Below are 16,042 nucleotides of genomic sequence, written 5' to 3'. Positions count from 1 at the left end.
ACCAAAACATGAGATTAACAATGAATATTTTTACATTTATTACCAAATTGGCCATCCTTTTTCTCTTCGCAGTTATACCTGCTGTTGCCGATGAGACTCAGGGAACCCCTTTCTTTTTACTCAGTGACGCAACCTATGGCTCTAATGAAAACCCCTTGGTTCGTTTGGAAGTTGAAGATATCAGTACTGTTGATGAATACGGCGGAGTTGATGTGTATGTCTACAAAGTAAAAGATCCTTTAGCTTTTTTAAAAGGGCAAAAGAATCTGCATCGTATTACAGTAGAGCCAAACTACGCCGGTAGCGGTTTAGCCAATGCATTATCGCTAGCATGGGATAAATTATGGAGAGAGGCACGTGAACTGTGGCGTTCTCTCTTTAGCGAAGAGGCTCGTCATACATTCACAGAAAACGTCCCTCAAGTGAGAAGTCACCCTCTGGAAAACCGTACTACCCCTAAAACATTAAACCCGCAATACAGACCACTCAAAAGCCACATTTTAGTCAACAGTTTTCGCTATCCACTCCATCGAGCAAAACCGATCCAGCCACCAAAAGGGGTTGAACTTGCCGGTAGTAGTAGTGAATTTACGAATGTTTCTGAGGGGAATGTTATGATTCCGCTGGGAAAAAAAGCTCCTGGACTTTATCTCGTCGAGGCGATGGTGGGCGACTATCGTGCAACCACACTTGTATTTGTATCCGATTCGGTCGCAGTGACCAAAGTCTCTTCCAATCAAATGCTCGTTTGGGTCGCAGATCGTCGAACGTCTCAGCCAATCAAAAATGCAAAAAATATTTGGAGTGACGGTGTCGGAGTGTTAGATCAAAAAGAAACTGACCAATCAGGTTTAACCATTTTTGAGCGAAAAGCACCTGAAAAAAGTTACATTTATGGTGAAGACCCTAATGGTGGAGTGTATGTCTCTGAAAATTATTACTATGACAGTGAGATTTACAATACAAAACTTTACGCTACAACAGACCGCCCTTTGTATCGTCCCGGAGAGTCTGTTTATGTCAAATTTAGTGGACGTCAGTTTACTTCAGCACGTGATTCGCTCCCCCTGAAAAATGGAATTCTTCAATTACAAGTGTTTGATCCTAACGGCTTTCCGGTAGCTGGAAAAAGTGTCCAAATACTCTCTGAAAGCGGTGGTAATACCTCATTTAGGCTACCTCAAAATGCATCAGCCGGTGGATATGAGTTACGTTTCAATTATCTTGGTAACAGCTATGGTGCGAGTTTTAGAGTCTCAGAATACCAAAAACCCCATTTTGAAATTTCTATTTTACCGGATAAAACTGCTTACAAAACAAAAGAGCCGATTACCGGTAAACTGCAATTAACCTATCCAGATGGGAAGCCGGTTAAAAATGCTATCGTTGATATGAGTGTTAGGTCTCAAACATTGAGTATGATTGAGGGGAATTTAGGATACAGTGGCGAGTTTCCTCTTAAAATTACCGATTCCGTTATCTCCACTGATACCAAAGGGATAGCAAAATTTTCTCTCCCTGCATCTGATACACCGAGTCGCTATGTTTTAAGTGCATTAGCAACCGATGGTGCAGCTTATCGTGTCCGTGCTACTAAAGAGTTGCTCATCGAACGTGGTGTAAACATGTACCAATTATCAGGGCAAAAATCTTTCTCCTCGATTAATGAAAATATCATCTTTCACTACACTCCGATTGGTATAAACAATCTTACCAAAAACACCGTTCCGACAAAATGGAGTTGGATACGATTAGAAGACCGCAAAGAAGAGAGTGGTACATTAGAAAATAATGGGGATTTCACCCTCTCATTTAACACATCGGGAACTTATAGTCTCTCGATTCGTGATAACCAAAATAATATTCTCGGTGCTACTACTCATTATGTAAGCGGAGGTAGTATTCGTGCACCACAGGGGTCTATTAACATGGTATTTGACCAAAACAGTTATCGTCCAAATGAAATAGCAAAAGCACTGATAACCTTTTCAGAACCTGTTGATCAAGTACTCTTTACACTCGAACGTGACCGAGTAGAGCAAACGGCATTAATGACACAAAGCAGTAATTGGATCCGTTCGAAAAAAATTTCACCGACTCAGTACGAAATTGAACTACCAATCAAAGATACATACGGACCAAATATCACTTTTTCAGTTGTGTATGTCAAAGGTAACGAATATGTTTTCCAAAATTTAGGACTCAAAGTAGAACAACCAAAAATCAATATATCGGTTCAATCCGATAAACCCACCTATGAGCCTGGGGAAAAAGTGACGTTAGATCTCACGGCACTTATTGGTGATAAAGCTTCCGCTAACACTCAACTCTCCATCAGTGTCGTTGACGAGATGGTTTATGTTCTCCAAAGTGAAATTGCCCCCGATATTTTTGATTTCTTTTATCATCCGCGACGTAATAATGTCCGTACTACCGCCAGTTTGAGTTTTATCGGATACGATTTGGCCAAAACACCGTCCAAAATAACACTCCCTTCCCATACCCAAACACCGCAACGTGCTATCAAAATTCAAGAACGCCCTCGTCGTGATGACAAAGATACGGCTTTATGGGAACCTAATGTAGTGACTGATAAAAATGGTCATGCTCGTGTCACATTTATCATGCCGGATTCATTAACACGATGGCGCATCACGGTACGCGGTATGAATCAATCCGGAGTAGTCGGTCAAAATAGAGCGTATGTCCGCTCTGAAAAACCGTTTTATATTAAATGGACAACCCCTACATGGATGCGTAATGGAGACACACCTAATGCATCCATAGCCCTTTTCAACCAAACACGTCAAGATACGACCGTTGATATTAATGTCTCCGGTATCGGTACGAGCTATTCAAAATCCCTTTTGCTCAAATCAGGGATTAACTTTATGCCGCTAGCTCTTGGTACGATTCCTTATGATTCACCCCTTAAACTCACCCTCTCGGTAAAAGGAAAGGAGGTAGATAATCTATCGGTGCCGCTACGCATACTTTCTCCATTATGGCAAAACAAACATTCACTCAATCTATCGCTCACCTCAAAAGAGAGCATATTACAACTACCATCAGACGCTAAAAATATAAAATTTCAGTTTACCGATGGGGTTAATGAACATTTTCGACGTATGATGGATGATTTAATCGATTATCCTCACGGTTGTGTCGAACAAACATCGAGTAGAATTATCCCCTATACCCTTGCATTACAATCGCTTTTATCAGATGAAGATGAGTTTTCTGAATTGCTAACTCAACGACTGTACACTTTCCGTTTTAGACTTGCTCAAATGGCGGGACCTAATGCAACCTTTGGATGGTGGAGTGTTCCGGCAAAAGAGGGAGATCCTTTTTTAACAACCTATGCCTATTATGCCGATTGGCATGCAAGCCAAGCCCTTAAACTGAAACTTCCATCGGATCATTTTAATTCATTATTAGAAATTTATCGACTAAACGGTGCTAAACAAACCCCATGGAAACGCGCTTTAATGCTCGATTGGATGCAGCAAATGGGTCTTCCGGTTCGCTCATTAAGTGAAGAATTGCTCAAAGAGCTATCTAAAAATGCAAAAAATATCATTGCTGCAAATTCACTACCTCTCGCATCGGAAAGTTCACTCATAATGACAACTGATACTCTATCGATACACAATACTATGGCTTTAGTATTAAGTGCCTACACGCTTACTCAAGCACAAGGAAAAGTTGATCCAGCTATTAAACCTTATCTTGCATCAGCTGCACAACGAATTCATCAATCCACCTCCCCACTCGGAGAATCTCTCTTGTTATTGAGCGGTAATATACCTCTTAGCAATGCTCCGATTATTTTAGAAAAAGTTGGAGCACAAACACCGACAATCGACAGAGCTGTAACATTATTATGGGTCTACCGTGCACTTAAAAATGAGAGCAAAAACAATCCTCTTCTAACACGTTCAAAACAGACAATTGCACCGGATTCATTATGGAAAAATTTTCGTACGATATCTGGTCAAAATGCCTATTATTGGGGTAAAACAAATGTACCGACTTCGATTAACCTCTCTAATACCCCGAAAGCTCCACTATCGGCAGTTATCGGATATGAGAGTTCAGAACTGGGAAAAAGCACCCTTCCAATTCAGATTGAACGCCGTTTTTATCGTTTAATTCGACAAACTGATGCTAATCTCTCTGCCATAACCGATGGTGGTCAATCGACAGAATACGACTTGGTTTTGGTTCCGGCAAACAGTGAATTAAGTACCAATGAGCTCTATTTAGATCAAATCACCCTAACATCCAATGCATCATCCCCTTTGAATTTCGGTATCGTAGAGGCGGCACTTCCTCCGGGGATGTCTGCTGATTCAGCCACATGGGGTGTAAATGTACGATTTCCAAAAGGGAAAAAATATCATCCGTTGGAGAAAAGTCGTTTTGATTTATCTCCACAAGGATATACTGTCCCAGTTGATAAACTCAAAGGGACAATGGTGATAAATCACCTGATTCGACCAGCACAAACCGGTACTTTTGTCCTACCGCCGGTACGTTATTTTAAAATGTATCAGCCAGATCAAAAAGCGTTTGAGGGAACTTCGCGTGCAATTATTAAAATTCATTAAGAACATTGCTATTGTGTTAGTGTTCAGTTTGAATTTTGCACATGGAGAAGATAATGCCAATGTTGCATGGTTAGAGCATAATGAAATCACAATCAAATCACTCTCAACACCTAAAGCACACTCTTTCCTCACACCAGAGGAGAAAGTTCCCTTAGGAAGCCTGTGGAAACTTTTTGTCTACCTCTATTTAGCCGATACCCATGCGAAAGAGGCTGAATACGTCTGTAGTACCACTCCATCTGAAGAAGATCGTTATTGTTGTCCTCCAGGTTCAAGCGTCAATAGAGACAGGGCATTAGCCCACTCTTGCGCCCCTTATTTTGATCCGAATAGACTCCATATAAGTCCTAAAAAATGGAAAAAATATTGGGAAGAAAAAACTACAATTGAATGGGTAAACGATATCCGTCACCTTACCCCAGAAACTGAAGTCTCTCTACATGACCTCCTTTTTGTATTATCTGCTATTCCAACTCAAGCACGTAATGAAGCCAGAGATGCCCTTCTCGAAACTTCTTTAGAACTTTACGGTAAAAATGCATGGAGTGAGTTAGGAAGTGCAATCCGATATAAAACCTATTCATGGCATACACATGATGGTAAAGCATTCGGTGGGGCGGCTGGCTGGCTCGCCGATGGAACGCCGTTTTGGTTTGGTGCTAACGGATCGAGTTTCACTTCTCTCACAAAATGGAGTAAAGCCCTCTCGCTCACATTACCTACCCCCTCTCTCCTTTCAACTTCCACCGATAATAGTTGTGTCGATGTCTCATTTTTTGAACGCTATCCGCTAAAAGCGATTTATAAAGAAAAAACCCCTATAAAAGTAGAATCAGGCATCCTCAAAGGAAACTTTCGACTAGAGTTTGAAAATGGAAATTGGCTTACGATTACAACCCAAGGAGAAATGCGATTACGTAAAAATTCTGACCAACACTACACAATATATGGACGTTTTGGACTTAACAATTATGTTGCTCGCGTCATTGATCGAGAAGGTAATACCACCCAAACTCATGCAGCACGCGCACTAGCTGTTGCCGCACGAACCTATTTGGTACAAAACGGTAATTACCAAGGCGGTTGTTGGAGTATATCAGACTCAAGCCATACACAACGTGTCAGTGCAACAATTCCATCTCAAAAAGGACTCGAAGCAGCCTACTTTACCGATGATTTGATTTTACGCGGTGCACCGATACACTATCACATGTCAACTCCAGCGCTTAATCAGTTATCATGGAGAGATGCCTATGCCCAAGCCGTCTCAGGATGGAGTTTTGAAAAGATATTAAAACACAGCTATCCCAACGCCGCTATCGCTACCATGAATGGACGGATGGAGTGCGTACCGCTGAAAGCGGCTGAATCATGGTTAGCAGAAAATAGCCAAAAATGGCAATCAACACTCAACCGTGAAGGTGGATATGAACCCCTAGAGTCAATACCAACGATTTGTCAACTGAGTGATGGAAATCCCTACTCCGACCAAAAACGGCTTCGGATATACGTACGCGGATGGCAGAGTTTAAACGATCGACTCACATTAGTGCACGAATATCTCCATCTCGTCTTTCGTTATCACCCTAACGGTGTCAATGAAACCTATATCGAAAATTTAGCCCGTAAACTCACTGGAGTAACACCATGAAAAAAAGTACATTCGTATTAGCATCCTTATTATGCGGATATTTTTCCGCTTATGCCGACTCTATAGAGATTGAAAGCCCCCTCGGTGGATGGAGACACAGTTTAGGTGATTCTACGGGGTTTATACAAAAGGTCAACTATCCTGCATCATCCGTCAATACTGAAGGTCAGGATAAATCGTCACTAATCAAAGGGCATATTTCCAAACATATCAAAGGCAAACCCGCAAAACTTATCGTCAACGGTATAGCTATCCCACAACGAGTAGAAGATTCGGGAGATTTTGAACGCCCATATTCATTTGGCTCAGGCTCCAACAGTATCGAAATACGTAGTAATGATGGAAAAACACGAAAACAAGTCCAATTTTATGACGGATACAATGCCAAAACACAATCACGTCTTCGTATCGTTTTATCATGGGACAGCGACGGTACCGATTTGGATTTGCATGTTATTTCACCTGATGGACAACACGTCTACTATGGAGATCGTGTCGCACCCAATGGAGGGGTATTGGATGTGGATGTCACCACAGGGTATGGACCTGAAATATACGCTAACCCTACCCCGCCTAATGGTGTATACCACGTCTATGTCAACTATTATGGCGATGGTAATAACCAAGAAGACCTTACCACTGTACAAGTTGCTATCATTACCCAAGAAGGTACTTTATCTGAGAAACAGCAAATTTTCCGAATCCCAATGCGTAAAGCGGGAGAATTAACCCATGTCAGCTCTTTTAGTTATCCATGAATGTTCAGTTGTCAACTCTATAAAATCATTTATATTTCATGACCGTTCCATGACCGCAATAATGTTATTATTTGAATAAATAAATATTAGGCAATAAAATGGAAAAAACATCTAAAGAAATTTATGTTGACCGTAAAAGAGTCATTGTCACTCGTACTGATCTTAAAGGAATTATTGAATTTGCAAACCAAGATTTTATGGACATTTCAGGGTATTCATTAGATGAATTAGTGAATCATCCACATAATATCGTCCGTCATCCAGATATGCCGGCAGTTATTTTTAAACTCATGTGGAAGCGTATCCAGTTGAGTCAGGATATTTTTGCAGTAGTAAAAAACAGAGCAAAAAATGGAGATTATTACTGGGTAACGACAAAATTTGAGGTAAGAAGAGATCCTTTAACGAACAAAGTCAATGGATACATAGCCTATCGAAAAGCTGCTGATAAAAAGTTGGTTGATAAAATCACGAAATTATATAATGAATTATTTTTAATCGAAAGTGCCAGCGGAATAGATGCATCTGAAAAGTACCTGATCGGTTTTTTAGACTCCCAAAATAAAACTTATGATCAATTTATCGATGATATTGTCGATAAAGGTTGGTTGTCTAAATTATTTTTTATGTGATACTAACTGATGTTACGCACTTTACGGGCAGAGCCCGAAAAGTGGCAGGGACAAATGTCCCTACAACCCCCTAAAGCTAGCCATATCTTTCGGATATGGCAGAAAACTGCCCTTTTCGCCCTTGATTTCATCAAGTGCGTAAGGTCAGTAAACATTTTTGTCCCTTTTTACCCTCTCTTTCTTCAAAAATACTACAAATAAGACAAAAATTATCCTATTTAAAACAAGAACGCAAAATGCAATAGTTTGACCAAAGCTCCAAAAGGGATTACGATGGACACACTATTTGAGACAATAAAGAAAGAGTTACGCAATCAAACCACTATCCCCTATTTCGGTTTAGGGGTATTTGAGGGGATTATGACCAAAGAGGGGGAAGCTGTTCCTCACGATAGTGATTCGCTTATTTTAGCGATGAACGGCGGTCGAGCAATGTCTGCACGGCTAATGTTCGAATACTCCCGCGCTGCAATGCATTTGGAACAACGTCGCGGTGTTGAGTATATGACACAACTTATCAACCACATTTATACAAAACCCTTTGAACCCACCCCTTTGCACAAAACAATAGTTGATATGTCACCACGTTATATCATTGATACCAATCGGGATACAAAATTACAAGAGTTATTAGCCTATACCCCCCATTGTCTTATTGTCGGTAAATCACGCATTATGGGGGATTTAAACCGCTATGAAATATACGAATACGATGTAGAGAATCAAAAATACTTTCTTGTCGATGATGAGGTTTTGGAAACAGCTGAAAAAATACTCTTTAAACCGATGGGCTCACCGCTTCCAAATCCCACTTTTGTTATCTCTGATGCCGATTATGTAGACTGGCTCACCGAGGCAATGGCAGGTTTTGCTGTTCCAAAAGTGCTCAAAACCTATAGAAAAGCAAAAAAATACCTCTTTTTAGGGACATCATTCGATCACGATACCGATCGTATGGTAGCCAATGAACTCTCTCTCGATTTAGAGGGTGGATACGTTATCACCGATAAAGAATTGAATAAAAAAGAGCAAAAGTTTGTCGAAAAGCATAACCTTGAAGTGATCCCTATGTCACTTCCTGAATTCATAAAAGCATTTGTTTAAGGAGCTTACTATGCCGTATATTCCAACCGTAAAAGATGTTTCACCGCGTGGAGAGCGATATTTTGATCTCTTCTCAAAACTCCTCGGAGACCGTGTTATCGTGATTACCGAAGCGATTGATGATCATATGATGGGAATTATCGTCTCCCAACTGCTCTATCTCGAAGCGATGGATTCCGAAGAGCCGATTCATATGTATATCAGCTCTCCGGGGGGATCGGTGATGTCAGGATTAGCCATATTAGATACTATGAATCTCATTAATGCCCCAGTTCATACCTACGCTATGGGGTTGGTTGCCTCAATGGCGGCAGTTTTATTTACCTGCGGGGAAAAAGGTCATCGCTATATGCTCCCCAATGCCGAAGTGATGATCCATCAACCTCTCGGTGGCTATTCTGGCCAAGCGAGCGACATCGAGATTCATACCAAACATATCCTCAATCTCAAACGACGACTGTATGTGATTCTCTCTGAAGCGACAGGGAAAAGTGTCAAAATTATCGAAAAAGAGTCCGATCGTGATAACTACATGGAAGCTAAAGAAGCGATAGAGTTTGGTTTAGCGGATGAGATTCTTACTAAATTTACTCCAAAGGATGTCTGATGAGTACGCCGGAAAAAACCTGTTCCTTTTGTGGTCGAAAACAAAGTGAAGTAAAAAAAATGTTCTCCTCGGAGACCACCCATATTTGTAATGAATGTATCACTACCTGCTCTAGCATTTTGCAAAAAGAGGTACGATATGAACAACGCTCCGCGATGCAGCAACAACTCCCTGTCCCTGAAAAAATTGTCGAGTTTTTAGACAAATACATTATCGGTCAATATGACGCAAAAAAAGTGCTTGCCGTTGCCCTTTACAACCACTACAAACGGATTGAAAACCCCGTTTATAACAACGTCGAACTCGAAAAATCCAACATCATGCTTGTAGGACCGACAGGAAGCGGTAAAACACTCCTCGCTAAATCGCTCTCCAAAATCATGCAAGTGCCGTTCGCCGTCGCCGACGCTACAGCCCTCACTGAAGCAGGATACGTGGGTGAGGACGTCGAAAGCATCCTCAGCCGCCTCCTCGCTGCTGCGAACTACGATATCGACCTCGCACAGCGCGGTATCATCTACATCGACGAAGTGGATAAAATTGCCCGCAAAGGGGAAAGCTCGACGATGGGACGTGACGTATCGGGTGAAGGGGTACAACAAGGGCTACTCAAAATCCTAGAGGGTGCCGAAGTTTATGTCCCTATCAAAGGGAGCCGTAAAAATTCCACCACCGAAACGGTACTCTTCAACACCTCGCACGTACTTTTCGTCTGTGGAGGGGCTTTTGTCGGACTCGTACCCGATGTCCATACGAAAAAAACAAATAAAGTAGGATTTACCAAATCCACAACCGATAAAACCGCTAAACCTAAAAAAATCGACGCTAAAGCCCTCGTCCATTACGGAATGATTCCTGAATTTATCGGGCGTATCCCCGTCGTCGCACAACTCACTGAACTTACCAAAGATCAGATGATCCAAATTCTTACCGAACCGGACAACGCCCTTATCAAACAATTCCAAGCATTTTTTGATATGGACGGGATAGAGCTCAATTTTGAGACAAAAGCGCTTGAAGCAGTTGCGCAAAAAGCGATTGATCGTGGTGTGGGCGCTCGCGGACTACGAGGAATTATCGAGGAAGCAATGTTGCCGCTCCAATACAGCTGTCCGTCGAAAAAGAATCTTCAAAGCGTCACGATTACGGAAGCGATTATTGATGATTCAGAAAAAGAACCTATCTACACGTTCAAAACTGAAAAAGAGCAAGAATAGCCTACTCCCCGTCATTCCCGACTTGATCGGGAATCCAGTTTCTATTGTAACTTCTGCGCTACTAGATCATTGACGACCTGAGGATTTGCTTTTCCTCCCGTCGCTTTAAGTACCTGTCCGACGAAAAAGCCGAACAGTTTTGTATTGCCTGCTCTGTATTTTTCAACATTATCAGGATTTTTTGCCATCACGTCATCGATTATCGGCAAAATCACGGACGGATCACTGATCTGTACCAATCCCTGCGCTTCGACGATTTTGGATGGATTCTCACCGCTTTGCACCATCTCTTCGAAGACCTGTTTGGCGATTTTGTTCGAGATGATCTCATCATCGATCATTTTGACGAGTTCTGCGATTTGTGCGGTAGTGAATTTCAGCTCACTTGCGTCTTTTTCTTTTAGCTCTCTGGCGACCTCATTAGCCACAATGTTGGCAATGGTTATCGGGCTGTTATGGACTGAAAGAGCCGCTTCGAAGAATACGGCGAGTTTCTCATCACGCGCAAGGATATTCGACACTTCGCTGTTAAGTTTGAACTCGTTTGTATACTTCGTATATCGCACTTGTTCAGCTTCACTCATCGGTGCCACTTCACCATCGATCTGTACTTTTTTCTCAGGAGCTTTGCGCTCTGGTTTCACTGCGCCCTCGTCAGCTTTGTTCTTTTTGTTCCACGAGTCTTTCAGCCCTACGATTCTGTTAAATACTGGTGCTTCGTCAGTATAGTCGATCGGATCGGCATAAAAATACCCCTGACGCTCGAACTGAAAGCGGACATCGGGTTTTTCGGTGATGAGAGCGGGTTCGACCAGAGCGTTTTTGATGATTTTGAGCGAATCAGGATTGAGATCTTCGACCCCCTCCGGTGCTTCGCAGGTGTAGAGACGATCATAGAGTCGCACCTCGACCGTTTTTGCGGTATTGGCTTCGACCCATTGGATCGCACTTTTGACCTTGATACCGCTCGTATCGGAACCGCTTTTGGAGTCGGGATGGTACGTTGCGATGATCTCCGTGATGTTCCCTGAGCCATCTTTGATCACCTCTTTGCAGGTAATGATGTAGGCGTGTTTGAGGCGCACGGGTTGCTCAGGCGTTAGACGGTAAAAGCCTGCAGGGGGATTCTCGCTGAAATCCTCACGCTCGATGTATATCTCACGGGAAAACGGCAGTTTTCGGCTCCCCTCTTTCGGTACATCCTCAGGGTAATACGAGGCATCAAGCTCTTCGCTCCCCTCATAGTTCTCGATCGTCACTTTGAGCGGGTCGAGTACACACATCACGCGCGGTACTTTAGTATTGAGATCATCACGAATACAGAACTCGAGCTGTGCCACATCGACCATCGAGTTGGCTTTGGCGATACCGATCAGATGACAAAAGTTCAAAATCGACTCAGGGGTATACCCGCGACGACGAAGTCCTGCGATGGTCGACATGCGCGGATCGTCCCAACCGTTCACGTACCCTTCGTTTACCAGCTCTAAGAGCTTTCGTTTGCTCATAACAGTGTAGTTGATCCCCAGACGTGCAAACTCATGCTGATAAGGGCGCGGTGATGTCAGCCCCAGCGTATTAAGTACCCAGTCATAGATGTCACGGTTATTTTCAAACTCCAGTGTACAGATAGAGTGGGTAACCCCCTCAATGTAGTCTGAAAGACAATGACCGTAATCGTACATCGGGTAGATATTCCACGCATCGCCCGTGCGGTAGTGGTGGGCGTGTCGGATACGGTAGAGGAGCGGATCGCGCATCTTCATATTCGCCGCACTCATGTCGATCTTGGCACGGAGGACGTGTTCACCGTCTTTGAATTCGCCCTCTTTCATCCGCTCTAAGAGATCGAGGTTCTCTTCTACGCTGCGCTCGGCATAGACGCTACGGCGTCCCGCTTCCATCACCGTTCCGCGATACTCACGAATCTCATCTTCGCTAAGGCTATCGACGTAGGCTTTACCCATTTTGATAAGCTGTTTAGCGTATTCGTAGAGTTCAGGGAAGTAATCCGACGTATAGCGAACATTCCCCTCCCACTGAAATCCGAGCCACTCTACGGCATCTTTGAGCGCTTCGACGTAGCGGGTGTCTTCAGTCGTCGGGTTGGTATCGTCCATCCGAAGATTACAATGCCCTTTATAGTCCCGCGCGATTCCGAAATTGATCGCGATCGATTTGGCGTGTCCGATGTGTGGAAAGCCGTTTGGCTCAGGGGGAAAACGGGTTACAACTTCGCTGTATTTGCCCGCGTGTAAATCCTCTTCGACGATGGTACGTAAAAAATCTTTGCTCTCGATCATTGCTCTAAAACCTTCTCAATTGTAATACTTGTACTTTAAAATCCGTATTTTATCAAATAAGTCCAATTATAACGATATATTGGGGAAAAATCCCACCCTACGATGTTTAAAAACTCATCAAGACCTTACTTCCCTAATAATTTTAGTGAAAGTGAATCTCTCGAACAAATCTTGCATAAGAACTCATAATAACGACATTATGAGGACAAAATATGAAACGTGTTTATCTCGATAACAACGCAACCACCAAACTCGACCCAATCGTCAAAGTAAAAATGCAGCCATTCTTCGAGGATCTCTATGGAAATCCGAATTCGTTGCACCAGTATGGTATCGAGGTACGTCCGTATCTTAACGAAGCGATGGGGTATATGTACGATGCCCTTAATGCTCCCGATGCCGATGATATCCTTATCACTTCATGTGCGACAGAGAGTAACAATACGGTACTTAAGGGTGTCTTTTTCAAACATATTCTCCGTGACCCTTCTAAAAACCATATCATCGCCTCTGCAGTGGAACATCCATCGGTTCTTGAAACCCTCCATTTTCTCGAAGAGAACGGTGCTGAGATCACTTTTGTTGATGTGGATGCTTACGGTTATGTAAGTGCTGAACGTGTTGCAGCGGCAATTACTGATAAAACAATATTAATTAGTATGATGTGGGCAAACAACGAGACGGGGATGATTTTTCCCGTTGATGAAGTTGCTGCTATCGCAAAAGAAAAAGGGATTTTATTTCACACGGATGCAGTCCAAGCTATCGGAAAAGTAAAAGTTGATTTGACCAAAACTCCGATAGATTACCTCACCTTCTCCGCTCACAAATTCCACGGGCCAAAAGGTATCGGCGGTTTGTATGTTAAAAAAGGGAAAGAGCTCCCAAACCTCCTCCACGGTGGGGAACAAATGGGTGGTTATCGTGCAGGTACTCTCAATGTTGCCTATATCATCGGTATGGGTCTGGCGATGAAACAATCGGTAGGGCATTTGGAAAAAATGAACAGCGATGTGCGAGCATTGCGTGATCGATTGGAAGATGCTATTTCACAGCTCCCTGATACTATCGTGGTGGGTGATCGTGCGCGTCGTACCCCTAACACTATCCTCATCTCACTGCGCGGTATCGAGGGAGAATCGATGTTATGGGATCTCAACCGTGCCGGTATCGCGGCATCTACGGGGAGTGCATGTGCATCTGAAAGCTTAGAGGCCAATCCGGTTATGACCGCTATCGGAGAAGACCCTGAACTCGCCCACACCGCCATCCGTCTCAGCCTTAGCCGCTTTACGACTGCGGATGAAGTGGACTATACCATCGAGGTATTTACCAAAGCAGCTGAACGACTCCGCTCTATCTCCTCAACATACGCCTATACAAACGAAGTGGGATGAGACTTCACCCACTGAACCGTGATGAATATCTCCTCTCTGTTTCCACCATCACCGATACAGAGAGTAAACGTTTTGCCATTCAAGCATTAGCATGGTGGGATCGCCATTTTAGCTGGAAAGCCCAAGGGTGCAACGTCCTCATCGATAATGAGGGGAAACATGTTTGCTATATCTTCTCTAAAATAGATCGTTACAGCGAATATTTGACGGTCTATAACCTCTTTACTCCACTCATCGATAGACGACAGGGGTTTGCAGAAGAATTACTCGATTCTACTATTAATCACGCCCTCTCAAAACATGTACGACGAATCCATTTTACCTCCGTTTCCGATTCACTCGATTTTTATACGTCACTTGGATTTATATTTTGGGGAATTAATGATATCGGTCATTATTACTGTGATCTTCCTATCCCTAAAAACGGTCTGATAGGGTTTGAAGAGATGATTAAATTCTCAACTAATACAACACTTTTGGGTTCAAAGATGGAAAAAATATACTCAAAAGTGGTTGATAATGAAGGAAAACTCACCCTAAAACAAAATCAGAAACATACCGCCAATTGCCTAAAATTAGGGGATAAATGGATTTATAATCCTTTATCTGTGCTCCATTATGAAGCACGACTCTCATCATAAGTAGGAATACTTATTTAATATCACTTTGTCATTCCCGCGAAGGCGGGAATCCAGCTAGACTCCCGCCTTCGCGGGAGTGACGGAATTTGAAATTATATTTGGCTCATTACTTAAAATATAAGAACTATATATGCATATCTAAAATCAAAAAAGATTTGGAGATTTAATGCGCCCTTACCGCAATATTAGCGATTCAGAATTGGAAAGTTTTGATGCACTTCGAGAATGGGATTCTCAAAAAGCATCTTCTCTTATAGCCGGTTCTTCGGTATTATGGGTACACTCTACGCGGGAGAAATTTCATCGCCTCGATTCCATGGATTCGTGTCTTATCAAAACAATCACGATCGAGAGGGTTCAAGGGGATGTTATCAAAACCAATTTCGGAAGCTATTCGATTGTAACGGGGAAAAATATCTATTATTCATGCGGATGTAAAAAGTTTTGTGATTGCTATGGACAACTCTATTTATTAAAGCTACCCCTTTAACCCTTTTAACAATGCCTCTATACTGTATTCATAAATTACTTCTATGTTATCACTCATCATCAAATGTCCATCGATTAACAACGACGCAAGACCGTGGATTGATGCCCACGCCATAGCCGCTTGTACCATAGGGTTGACCGCTGCGATACTCCCCTCTTCCTGACCCTCTACCAAAAGTCCGATCAGGGCATAGAGCCCCGTTGCTTGTGACTCGTCTCGATAATCACATAACTCTTCACGCTCTTGATGATATTTATCACCAAACAACAATCGATAGAGGTTTGGATGTTCTATCGCAAAATCGAGATACTCTCGTGCCATTGCGTTAAATCGCTGGGCAACGCTTTGGGTACGATCTTCAAATATGGGGGTAAACATCTTATCAAGTTGTTCATATCCCTTCTCGATTACACCGAGTATCAATGCCTCTTTGCTCGCAAAATGGCGATACACTGCCGTTCGTGACGTCCCTAACCTCTGGGTAAGGTCACGTAGGGTAATCGAATCAATCCCCTCTTTATCAATCATTTCTGTAGCGGTCTGCAACAGCTCTTCTTTAAGATTACCGTGATGATAGGGGGATATTTTTTTTACGGGCTCATTATTCATGGTAGTATTGTAACATGCTA

The 16,042-nt window shown here is 42.7% G+C and carries 12 protein-coding genes; 10 read left to right on the top strand and 2 right to left on the bottom strand.

All coding sequences use genetic code 11. From position 1 onward, the window contains the following. The first annotated feature begins 20 nt into the window (after positions 1–20). The 7 genes from PHC76_RS12375 to clpX all read left to right on the top strand — a co-directional run bounded on the left by PHC76_RS12375 (position 21) and on the right by clpX (position 10,582). Positions 21–4,613: an alpha-2-macroglobulin family protein gene (locus tag PHC76_RS12375; RefSeq protein ID WP_300210255.1), complete on the top strand. Its 4,593-nt coding sequence runs from the start codon at positions 21–23 to the stop codon at positions 4,611–4,613. Beyond that, positions 4,591–6,264, top strand: a complete 1,674-nt coding sequence (locus tag PHC76_RS12370) for a DUF2300 domain-containing protein (protein WP_300210252.1) — start codon at positions 4,591–4,593, stop codon at positions 6,262–6,264. The genes PHC76_RS12375 and PHC76_RS12370 overlap by 23 nt, the downstream gene beginning before the upstream one ends. Beyond that, positions 6,261–7,022 carry a DUF2135 domain-containing protein gene (locus tag PHC76_RS12365; RefSeq protein WP_299975214.1) on the top strand — a complete coding sequence of 254 codons (762 nt, stop codon included), beginning with the start codon at positions 6,261–6,263 and terminating at the stop codon, positions 7,020–7,022. The genes PHC76_RS12370 and PHC76_RS12365 overlap by 4 nt, the downstream gene beginning before the upstream one ends. A gap of 98 nt (positions 7,023–7,120) precedes the next feature. Beyond that, positions 7,121–7,654 (top strand): PAS domain-containing protein, encoded by a 534-nt coding sequence (locus tag PHC76_RS12360; RefSeq protein WP_300210250.1) that lies wholly within the window; start codon positions 7,121–7,123, stop codon positions 7,652–7,654. 273 nt (positions 7,655–7,927) lie between these two features. After that, positions 7,928–8,758: an SIR2 family protein gene (locus PHC76_RS12355; RefSeq protein WP_299974358.1), complete on the top strand. Its 831-nt coding sequence runs from the start codon at positions 7,928–7,930 to the stop codon at positions 8,756–8,758. A 10-nt stretch (positions 8,759–8,768) separates the two neighbouring features. Next, the gene (locus PHC76_RS12350; protein WP_299974355.1) at positions 8,769–9,365 is read left to right on the top strand and encodes an ATP-dependent Clp protease proteolytic subunit; all 597 of its coding nucleotides are present in this window, start codon (positions 8,769–8,771) and stop codon (positions 9,363–9,365) included. Then, positions 9,365–10,582 carry an ATP-dependent Clp protease ATP-binding subunit ClpX gene (gene clpX, locus PHC76_RS12345; protein ID WP_299974352.1) on the top strand — a complete coding sequence of 406 codons (1,218 nt, stop codon included), beginning with the start codon at positions 9,365–9,367 and terminating at the stop codon, positions 10,580–10,582. Before PHC76_RS12350 ends, clpX begins: the two co-directional genes overlap by 1 nt. A gap of 41 nt (positions 10,583–10,623) precedes the next feature. On the opposite strand, the gene PHC76_RS12340 is transcribed toward clpX, so the two are convergent. After that, positions 10,624–12,885 carry a glutamine--tRNA ligase/YqeY domain fusion protein gene (locus PHC76_RS12340; protein ID WP_299974349.1) on the bottom strand — a complete coding sequence of 754 codons (2,262 nt, stop codon included), beginning with the start codon at positions 12,883–12,885 and terminating at the stop codon, positions 10,624–10,626. Between the two features lie 212 nt (positions 12,886–13,097). Between PHC76_RS12340 and PHC76_RS12335 the strand changes: the two genes are divergently transcribed. The 3 genes from PHC76_RS12335 to PHC76_RS12325 all read left to right on the top strand — a co-directional run bounded on the left by PHC76_RS12335 (position 13,098) and on the right by PHC76_RS12325 (position 15,413). Then, positions 13,098–14,282, top strand: coding sequence for a NifS family cysteine desulfurase (locus tag PHC76_RS12335; RefSeq protein ID WP_299974346.1), 1,185 nt, complete (start codon positions 13,098–13,100; stop codon positions 14,280–14,282). Beyond that, positions 14,279–14,923 carry a hypothetical protein gene (locus tag PHC76_RS12330; protein WP_299974343.1) on the top strand — a complete coding sequence of 215 codons (645 nt, stop codon included), beginning with the start codon at positions 14,279–14,281 and terminating at the stop codon, positions 14,921–14,923. The genes PHC76_RS12335 and PHC76_RS12330 overlap by 4 nt, the downstream gene beginning before the upstream one ends. A 166-nt stretch (positions 14,924–15,089) precedes the next feature. Further along, positions 15,090–15,413, top strand: a complete 324-nt coding sequence (locus tag PHC76_RS12325) for a hypothetical protein (protein ID WP_299974341.1) — start codon at positions 15,090–15,092, stop codon at positions 15,411–15,413. Here PHC76_RS12325 and PHC76_RS12320 read toward each other — a convergent pair. After that, a partial coding sequence (locus PHC76_RS12320; protein WP_366943500.1) for a WHG domain-containing protein occupies positions 15,402–16,042 on the bottom strand: 641 nt, incomplete at its 5' end. The two genes, PHC76_RS12325 and PHC76_RS12320, sit on opposite strands and share 12 nt — an antisense overlap.

It is taken from the genome of Sulfuricurvum sp. (genome assembly GCF_028710345.1).
Taxonomy (GTDB): domain Bacteria; phylum Campylobacterota; class Campylobacteria; order Campylobacterales; family Sulfurimonadaceae; genus Sulfuricurvum.
This window is presented reverse-complemented; position numbering and strand designations above follow the sequence as displayed.

Bases quoted from the DNA above. Each gene is read 5' to 3' on its own strand.
- PHC76_RS12375 (WP_300210255.1), top strand. From the start codon at position 21: ATGAATATTTTTACATTTATTACCAAATTGGCCATCCTTTTTCTCTTC.
- PHC76_RS12365 (WP_299975214.1), top strand. From the start codon at position 6,261: ATGAAAAAAAGTACATTCGTATTAGCATCCTTATTATGCGGATATTTT.
- PHC76_RS12360 (WP_300210250.1), top strand. From the start codon at position 7,121: ATGGAAAAAACATCTAAAGAAATTTATGTTGACCGTAAAAGAGTCATT.
- PHC76_RS12355 (WP_299974358.1), top strand. From the start codon at position 7,928: ATGGACACACTATTTGAGACAATAAAGAAAGAGTTACGCAATCAAACC.
- PHC76_RS12350 (WP_299974355.1), top strand. From the start codon at position 8,769: ATGCCGTATATTCCAACCGTAAAAGATGTTTCACCGCGTGGAGAGCGA.
- clpX (WP_299974352.1), top strand. From the start codon at position 9,365: ATGAGTACGCCGGAAAAAACCTGTTCCTTTTGTGGTCGAAAACAAAGT.
- PHC76_RS12340 (WP_299974349.1), bottom strand. From the start codon at position 12,885: ATGATCGAGAGCAAAGATTTTTTACGTACCATCGTCGAAGAGGATTTA.
- PHC76_RS12335 (WP_299974346.1), top strand. From the start codon at position 13,098: ATGAAACGTGTTTATCTCGATAACAACGCAACCACCAAACTCGACCCA.
- PHC76_RS12330 (WP_299974343.1), top strand. From the start codon at position 14,279: ATGAGACTTCACCCACTGAACCGTGATGAATATCTCCTCTCTGTTTCC.
- PHC76_RS12325 (WP_299974341.1), top strand. From the start codon at position 15,090: ATGCGCCCTTACCGCAATATTAGCGATTCAGAATTGGAAAGTTTTGAT.